This is a genomic window from Candidatus Planktophila sp., assembly GCF_044232745.1.
In the GTDB taxonomy this organism is placed as follows: domain Bacteria; phylum Actinomycetota; class Actinomycetes; order Nanopelagicales; family Nanopelagicaceae; genus Planktophila.
This window is the reverse complement of the sequence record NZ_JBIILI010000013.1, coordinates 1-8,369: the sequence shown is the minus strand read 5'-3', so window position 1 is coordinate 8,369 and position 8,369 is coordinate 1. Positions and strand designations below refer to the sequence as shown.

Sequence of the window (8,369 nt, the reverse complement as noted above, 5' to 3'; positions counted from 1 at the left end):
ACAAGGCGAGATTTTTTCATTATTAGGTCCAAACGGTGCCGGAAAGACAACAACCGTAGAAATCCTTGAAGGTTTTAGAACCCGAGATGCAGGGTCGGTTTCTGTTTTAGGCTTCGATCCACAAACACGTGGACATGAATCTCGTGAATGGCGAAATCGTATTGGAATCGTCTTGCAAAGTTCTGCCGATGCTGGCGATCTGACGGTGTTAGAGACAATTGATCATTTCAGTGGTTACTACTCAAATCCTCGAAAAGTTGATGAGGTTATTAACTCAGTTGGCTTAATCGAAAAAGAAAATTCCTTAATTCGCAATCTTTCAGGTGGTCAACGTCGCAGATTAGATGTGGCATTAGGAATCATCGGAAATCCGGAGCTCTTGTTCTTGGATGAACCCACAACTGGTTTTGATCCTGAAGCCCGCCGTGCTTTTTGGGCTCTGATTCAGAATCTGCGGAGCGATGGAACCACAATTGTCCTGACCACCCATTACTTAGATGAAGCTGAAGCGCTGGCAGATCGCGTAGCAGTCATTAATAATGGTGTCATCATCGAAGTTTCAACCCCAGCCGAACTAGGTGGACGCGCTACTTCACAGGCCACCGTTGCATGGCGCGATGGGGAGATTGTGAAATCTGAGCGCTCAGATAACCCAACTGAATTAGTAGCAAAGTTGTCATCACACTTTGGTGGCGAGGTTCCAGAGTTAGTTGTTTCACGGCCATCACTTGAGGATATCTATCTTGAAATGATTGGAGGCACGCATGAATAAAATCCCTAGCGCGCTTTCATTAGGCATTCGCCGTGGAAATTTAGAGATTCGCCAATTCGCTCGTCAGCGTGAATCAGTTGTATTTACCTTACTTTTCCCCGTTATTTTGCTTGCAATTTTTGGCTCGGTATTTAAAGACACAATTGCACCTGGTGTAACTTTTTCACAATACTTTCTTGCTGGAATGATTGCATCCGGATTAGTAAACACAGGATTTCAAGCACTAGCAATTACGATCCCTTTAGAACGTGACTTTGGTGCACTAAAGCGCCTACGCGGAACACCTATGCCAGCATCTAGTTACTTTATTGGCAAAGCAATTCTGATCTTTGTCAGCATGGTTATTCAAATTCTCTTACTTTTGGGGTTTGGCATTTTATTTTTTGGTGTCGAATTACCAACAGATATCAATAAGTGGATCACCTTTACCTGGCTAGTTCTGCTGGGTAGCGCATGTTCAACCGCGCTGGGAATCGCCTTTTCGATAGTTCCTAAAAGCGGACGTGGTGCTTCAGCGGTCGTTTCCCCCATAGTGATTATCTTGCAATTCTTTAGCGGTGTTTTCTTTGTCTTTACCCAATTGCCATCATGGATGCAGCAAGTCGCGGCAATTTTCCCGCTGAAGTGGTTAACCCAGGGAATGCGTTCGGTGTTTCTGCCTGATTCATTTGCCAGCCAAGAAGTTGCCAAGGGTTGGGAAACCAGTAAAACGATTGTGATTCTTCTTGTGTGGTTAGTTATTGGTGTCTTTTTTAGCGTCCGAAAGTTCAAGTGGGATCGTGATTAAGAAGTTAATAGCAATCCTTTTGCTCCTGACTGTATGTATGCCAATCAGTCATGCCGAAACGACTTCATCATTGGCTAAAGCCAAGCCCACATTGAGTCCATCACCTTCTCCGGTGTGGCCACCAAAAGGATTTGCTAAGAGCAAGGATGGAAACGCATTTATAAAGATTCCAAAACCAAAAGAGCTTGTTGGCTTAGCCTCTAATGACAAGGTTTTAACTAAAGCTTTAGCTCAAACAGTAGATGGAGTTCCGGTTTGTGAAAAATACTCCTGCGGAGCAGTACAGGTCGCATCTTTATCTGCCTGCACGTGGTGGGTTGTTACCGCAAGTGTGAAAGGTGCGACTTCTCCAGAAGATAAAACAGTCAAACTTTTCGGTACCGTCCGCACAACGATAGGTAGAACTGCAGCAAAGAAATACTCAACTATCTTGTTAGTCAGCAGTGAACCAATAGAGCTGCGTCACTCAGTTTCAAACATAAAAGCAGTTTGTCGCACTGATGTACCGGTAGAGAAAGTTCCCGGAACAACATACACAATTGCTCCTTAGCGATTAGCTCCAGGAACCCACAGTTGATCGCCAATTTCTTTATTGGCAAAACGGGCAAGAACAAAAAGAAGATCTGAGCAACGATTTAAATACTTCGCAGTTAATGGATTAACCCCACCACCAAATGAGTGGATCGCGCTCCATGTGCGACGCTCTGCTCGACGTACCACTGTGCGGGCAACATGAAGGTGCGCAGCGGCAGCTGTGCCAGATGGCAAAACAAATGAACGTAATGACTCTAGGTCAGCATTGAAATGATCGATCTGCTCTTCTAAATATGTAACCTGCGATTCCAGAACACGCAAAGGTTCAAAAGCTGGCGAATCAACAACTGGTGTACAAAGATCTGCCCCGACATCGAATAAATCATTTTGAATGCGCACTAACAATGCACGTACTTCATCAGTTAACTGATCTGTAGAAAGCACAACACCGATAGCTGAGTTAGCTTCATCGACTGTGGCATAGGCTTCAAGACGAGGGTCATTCTTTGAGGTACGACTCATGTCCCCCAGAGAAGTTGTTCCATCATCGCCGGTCTTTGTATAAATACGCGTTAAATTAACCATGTGCCTAGCCTATAAGTAGACTGCGGCTATGGCATCCCACGATCGCTTCCGCATAGTTGGAGGAACCTCCCTGCGCGGAGAAGTCGCTGTAACAGGTGCCAAGAACTCTGTTTTAAAGCTGATGGCAGCCTCTTTGTTGGCGGCGGGCACGACAACTATCCGCAATGTTCCAGATATCGCTGACGTTGACATTATGGCCGACTTGTTAACTCGGCTCGGGTGCACAGTTGTCCGTGGCGCAGATACGGTCACAATTAATGTCCCACAAGAGCCTGCACACCGTGCGGATTATGATTTGGTTCGAAAGATGCGCGCATCGATCAATGTTTTGGGTCCGCTAGTTGCCCGAGTTGGTCAAGCAGATGTTGCACTGCCGGGTGGAGATGCAATTGGCTCTCGTGGATTAGATTTTCACATTAAAGGTCTCGAATCCTTAGGTGCAAAAGCCCACATCGAACATGGCTATGTCATTGCAGAAGCTCCCAATGGTTTGAATGGGGCACCTGTCGAACTTGATTTCCCAAGTGTTGGCGCAACTGAAAACATCATGACCGCTGCAGTATTGGCAAAAGGTGTAACAACAATTGATAACGCTGCCCGCGAACCAGACATCGTCGACCTTGGTGAATTTCTTATCTCGATGGGCGCAAAGATCGAAGGACTTGGTTCACCATTAATCACAATTACCGGTGTTGATGTAATGCATCCAACTGATCACACAACTATCACCGATCGAATCATTACCGGCACATGGGCTTTTGCTGCAGCGATGACACGTGGCGATATAACAATCCATGGCGCTCGACCAGAACACCTTGAGTTACCACTTGAAAAATTGGCATCTGCTGGTGCAATCATTACTTCAACTGCCGATGGCATCCGCGTGAAGATGGATGTGCGGCCTCAAGCAATTGATGTAGCAACACTTCCCTACCCAGGTTTCCCGACAGATCTATTGCCCATGGTCATCGCACTAAACGCCATCGCAGACGGGCATTCCTTAGTTACTGAAAATGTTTTTGAATCCCGCTTCATGTTCGTCAACGAACTCAGCCGCTTAGGCGCTCAAGTAAGCGTAGATGGCCATCACGCATCAATTACTGGCGTAGAAGAGCTATCTGGGGCCCCAGTTGAAGCCCACGATATTCGTGCTGGCGCCGGCTTAATCCTCGCCGCATTAGTTGCCGAGGGTGAAACAACCGTCGATCAGGCTTTCCACGTAGACCGTGGCTATCCAAACTTTGCCGAGCAACTACAAAACCTGGGCGCAAAAGTCACCCGCGAATAACATTTCTTTTAACGCAAAAACGAGTTAGTTTCTAGCGGAGAAAAGTGTGTACTTGCTTCTTCATCTTTTCAAAGCTAGGAAATTAACTCGTTTAGCGACTTCTTCATCTTTTCGAAGCTGAGAACTTTCTTTTTTATTAAATAATTAGTTAATGGACTCCGTAAGAATTGATACGCGGTTGTTTGATACCGATAGAAAACCACCGGATACGTTGAACTCTTTGTCTTCACCGTTTACACCGTGAATTACAACCTGACCATCGACAAGTACTCCAAAGAGCGGTGCGTGATCGGTGAGAACACCAATGTCACCTTCGACGGTTCGAGCAGAAACTGATGTAGCTTCGCCCGACCATACGCGCTCTGTTGGAGATACGAGTTCGACTTTAAGTGTCATCTTTTTACTTTGCCAAGCTTGCTGCTAGTTCGGCTGCGTTGCGCTCTACATCTGCAAGACCACCGCACATGAAGAATGCCTGCTCTGGAATGTGATCGTACTTTCCATCTGCAAGTGCTTCAAATGCTTCGATTGTCTCTGATAGCGGAACGAATGATCCATCGATTCCAGTAAACACCTTCGCTACGAATGTGTTCTGTGAAAGGAAGCGCTGGATACGACGTGCGCGGCCTACAAGAACGCGGTCATCTTCTGACAATTCATCAATACCAAGAATTGCAATGATGTCCTGTAGATCCTTGTAACGCTGCAAGATCTGCTTGATGCGGTTAGCAACACGGAAGTGATGCTCACCAATGTAGCGTGGATCCAAGATGCGAGAAGTTGAGTCAAGTGGATCCACAGCTGGGTAAATACCAAGCTCTGAAATCGGACGAGACAACACTGTTGTTGCATCTAAGTGCGCGAAAGTAGTGTGTGGCGCTGGGTCTGTAATATCGTCAGCAGGAACGTAAATTGCCTGCATAGATGTAATTGAGTGACCACGTGTTGATGTGATGCGCTCTTGTAACTGACCCATTTCATCAGCCAAGGTTGGCTGGTATCCCACAGCAGATGGCATACGGCCTAGAAGTGTTGAAACCTCAGAACCTGCCTGTGTGAAACGGAAAATATTATCGATGAACAGAAGTACGTCCTGCTTTTGAACATCGCGGAAGTACTCAGCCATTGTTAGCGCTGACAATGCAACACGAAGACGCGTTCCAGGTGGTTCATCCATCTGACCGAACACTAACGCTGTCTTATTGATAACGCCGGTTTCAGTCATTTCAAGGAACAAGTCGTTACCTTCACGAGTACGCTCACCAACACCGGCGAATACAGACACACCACCGAAGTTTTCAGCTACACGGTAAATCATTTCTTGAATCAAAACTGTCTTACCTACACCAGCGCCACCGAAGAGACCGATCTTTCCGCCCTTTACATATGGTGTTAGTAGATCGATAACCTTGATACCGGTTTCAAACATCTCAGTCTTAGATTCCAACTGATCAAATGCTGGTGCATCACGGTGGATAGGCCAACGCTCTTTGATGTCGAGTGAAGAGGTAGGCACATCTAGTGATTCGCCAAGTGTGTTGAACACGTGACCCTTTGTTACATCACCAACAGGAACTGAGATAGCCGATCCTGTATCGGAAACTTCTGCTCCACGGACCATTCCATCCGTTGGTTGCATTGAGATAGCGCGCACAAGATTGTCGCCAATGTGTTGAGCAACCTCAAGTGTCAAGGTACGAGTAGTACCTGACATGGTTGTCTGCACATGTAGCGCATTAAAGATCGCTGGCATTGAATCGGCTGGGAATTCAATATCCACCACCGGTCCGATAACGCGAGCTACGCGGCCATTTTTTGAGTTCGACATCATTCACTCCCTGCACTAGCTGAGGCCAACGCGTCTGCGCCGCCAACAATTTCACTGATTTCTTGGGTAATTTCGGCCTGACGAGCCGCATTCGCAAGTCTTGTTAGAGACTTGATTAGATCATCAGCGTTGTCAGTTGCTGACTTCATTGCGCGACGTCGAGCTGCATGCTCTGAGGCTGCAGATTGCAACATCGCGTTAAAGATTCGAGCCTCAATGTAACGTGGCAATAATGCATCAAGCACCACAGCAGCATTAGGTTCGAATTCATACATTGGCAGCAATCCAGTTGGAGCTGGTGCATCGCTTTCTACAACTTCTAGCGGAAGCATGCGCTTTGCCATAGCGTTTTGAATAAGCATTGATTTGAATTCAGTAAAGACAATATGGATTTCATCCACGCCTTCTGGATCAACTGCAGAATCTGCAACGAATGCCTTGATTAATGAATCAGCAACTTCTTTCGCATTTTCATACGTTGGATTATCTGAAAATCCAGTCCATTGTCCTGCGATAAAACGTTCGCGGAACTTGTAGTAACCAACTGCTTTACGTCCAACAAGATACGGCTTAACCTCAAGTCCGCGCTCACGTAGGAGGGCGGCAAGCTGCTCGCCTTCCTTGATTGCATTGTTTGAGTACGCACCAGCCATTCCACGGTCTGCAGAGATAATCAAAATCGCAGCGCGAATTGGATTCTCATCTGCCGTTGTTAATGGGTGAACTGTTGAAGAGTATGAGGCAACTGCAGATACCGCACGGGTCAACTCATTTGCGTAAGGAGTTGACGCTGCAACCCGTTGCTGCGCCTTAACGATTCGAGAAGCAGAGATTAACTCCATTGCTTTCGTAATCTTTTTAGTCGCTTTAACAGATCGCATACGTCTGCGATAAATGCGGAGTTGGGCACCCATGAGTTACTTCTTCACCGCCGGTGGGACAAACTTTGTAATTTGCTCTGCACTTTCGCCATCTAGGGCTTCAGCTGGAGCTTCATTAAGAGCTTGTGTTGCTGATGATTTGAACTGCTTCTTAAATGCTTCAACAGCTTCAGTCATCTTTGCAATGGTGTCATCATCTAGCTGCTTAGTCTCAGAGATAACAGCGTTGATCTCCTTGCGTTCGCGAGCGATGAAGTCCAGCAGCTCTGATTCAAAGCGACGGATATCTGCAACCGCAACATCATCTAGCTTTCCAGTAGTACCTGCCCAGATTGAAACGATTTGGCGTTCCAATGAATATGGTGAGTACTGACCTTGCTTAAGAAGTTCAACCATACGTGCACCGCGCTCAAGCTGAGCCTTTGATGCTGCATCTAGATCTGAACCGAAAGCAGCGAATGCTTCAAGTTCACGATACTGAGCAAGGTCAAGACGCAAACGTCCAGCAATCTTCTTCATCGCCTTAGTTTGTGCCGAGCTACCAACACGAGAAACAGAAACACCTACGTTGATCGCTGGGCGAACACCGGCGTTAAACAAATCTGTTTCAAAGAAGCACTGACCGTCAGTAATTGAAATAACGTTTGTAGGAATAAACGCAGAAACGTCATTTCCCTTTGTTTCGATGATTGGCAAACCGGTCATTGAACCGCCACCTAATTCATCGGAAAGCTTTGCGCAACGCTCTAGCAAACGTGAGTGTAAGTAGAAAACATCGCCTGGGTACGCTTCGCGGCCTGGTGGACGACGAAGTAGAAGTGAGACTGAACGGTAAGCCTCAGCTTGCTTTGATAAATCATCAAACACGATAAGTACGTGCTCGCCCTTGTACATCCAGTGCTGACCAATTGCAGAACCTGTGTAAGGAGACAAGTACTTGAAACCTGCTGGATCTGATGCAGGTGAAGCAACGATTGTTGTGTACTCCATTGCGCCAGCTTCTTCGAGCGCGCCTTTAACTGCAGCGATCGTTGAACCCTTCTGACCAATAGCAACATAAATACACTTAACCTGCTTCTTCTTATCGCCAGATTTCCAGTTTTCCTTCTGGTTAATAATTGTGTCTACTGCAACCGCTGTCTTTCCGGTCTGACGGTCACCAATGATGAGCTGGCGCTGTCCGCGACCAATCGCTGTCATTGCATCGATCGCCTTGATACCAGTTGCAAGTGGCTCTTTAACAGGTTGGCGCTGAACTACAGAGGGAGCCTGCAATTCAAGTGCACGACGTGCTTCTGCTTTGATTTCGCCTTTGCCGTCAATTGGATTTCCAAGTGCGTCAACAACGCGACCTAGGAAACCATCACCGACTGGTACAGAAAGAATTTCACCAGTTCGACGAACTGATGTTCCTTCTTCAATTCCTGTTGTGCTACCCAAAATAACAGTACCGATTTCGCGGACGTCAAGGTTGAGTGCGAGGCCGAGTGTGCCGTTTTCAAACTGCAGCAACTCATTCGCCATTGTTGATGGCAGCCCTTGAACACGTGCGATTCCGTCGCCTGCCTGGCTAACGGTTCCGACTTCGTCGCGAGCTGCAACGCCTGGATCGTATGACTTAACGAAGTTCGCTAAGGCACCCTGAATCTCTTCAGGATTGATCTTTAGGTCTGCCATGTGTTTCTCCCTTTATT

General features: G+C 46.8%; 9 protein-coding genes. 4 read left to right on the top strand and 5 right to left on the bottom strand.

All coding sequences use genetic code 11. The features are described 5' to 3' along the window. From AC9UGD_RS05975 to AC9UGD_RS05965, 3 genes are all read left to right on the top strand, one after another. Window positions 1–772: ABC transporter ATP-binding protein (locus tag AC9UGD_RS05975; RefSeq protein WP_509570904.1), on the top strand; the 772-nt coding region annotated here is incomplete at its 5' end. After that, window positions 765–1,559, top strand: coding sequence for an ABC transporter permease (locus tag AC9UGD_RS05970; RefSeq protein ID WP_509570902.1), 795 nt, complete (start codon window positions 765–767; stop codon window positions 1,557–1,559). The genes AC9UGD_RS05975 and AC9UGD_RS05970, both read left to right, overlap by 8 nt. Window positions 1,560–1,596: 37 nt before the next feature. Further along, entirely contained in the window at window positions 1,597–2,109 is a 513-nt protein-coding gene (locus AC9UGD_RS05965; protein ID WP_509570899.1) for a hypothetical protein, read from the top strand. Here AC9UGD_RS05965 and AC9UGD_RS05960 read toward each other — a convergent pair. After that, on the bottom strand, window positions 2,106–2,678 hold the full coding sequence (locus AC9UGD_RS05960; protein ID WP_509570897.1) for a cob(I)yrinic acid a,c-diamide adenosyltransferase: 573 nt from the start codon (window positions 2,676–2,678) through the stop codon (window positions 2,106–2,108). The genes AC9UGD_RS05965 and AC9UGD_RS05960 overlap by 4 nt on opposite strands. 28 nt (window positions 2,679–2,706) lie before the next feature. On the opposite strand from AC9UGD_RS05960, the gene murA reads away from it, so the two are divergent. Next, window positions 2,707–3,966, top strand: a complete 1,260-nt coding sequence (gene murA, locus AC9UGD_RS05955) for a UDP-N-acetylglucosamine 1-carboxyvinyltransferase (RefSeq protein WP_509570894.1) — start codon at window positions 2,707–2,709, stop codon at window positions 3,964–3,966. Between the two features lie 144 nt (window positions 3,967–4,110). On the opposite strand, the gene AC9UGD_RS05950 is transcribed toward murA, so the two are convergent. Genes AC9UGD_RS05950 through atpA form a run of 4 tightly spaced genes read right to left on the bottom strand, consistent with a single transcriptional unit; the run spans window position 4,111 to window position 8,352 of the window. Continuing rightward, window positions 4,111–4,362 (bottom strand): F0F1 ATP synthase subunit epsilon, encoded by a 252-nt coding sequence (locus tag AC9UGD_RS05950; protein WP_509570891.1) that lies wholly within the window; start codon window positions 4,360–4,362, stop codon window positions 4,111–4,113. Between the two features lie 4 nt (window positions 4,363–4,366). Continuing rightward, window positions 4,367–5,794 (bottom strand): F0F1 ATP synthase subunit beta, encoded by a 1,428-nt coding sequence (atpD, locus tag AC9UGD_RS05945; RefSeq protein ID WP_509570889.1) that lies wholly within the window; start codon window positions 5,792–5,794, stop codon window positions 4,367–4,369. Further along, window positions 5,794–6,708 carry a F0F1 ATP synthase subunit gamma gene (locus AC9UGD_RS05940; RefSeq protein WP_509570887.1) on the bottom strand — a complete coding sequence of 305 codons (915 nt, stop codon included), beginning with the start codon at window positions 6,706–6,708 and terminating at the stop codon, window positions 5,794–5,796. Before AC9UGD_RS05940 ends, atpD begins: the two co-directional genes overlap by 1 nt. Before the next feature lie 3 nt (window positions 6,709–6,711). Then, a complete protein-coding gene (atpA, locus tag AC9UGD_RS05935; RefSeq protein WP_509570885.1) occupies window positions 6,712–8,352 on the bottom strand; it encodes a F0F1 ATP synthase subunit alpha in 1,641 nt (546 codons plus the stop codon). Between the last annotated feature and the right edge of the window lie 17 nt (window positions 8,353–8,369).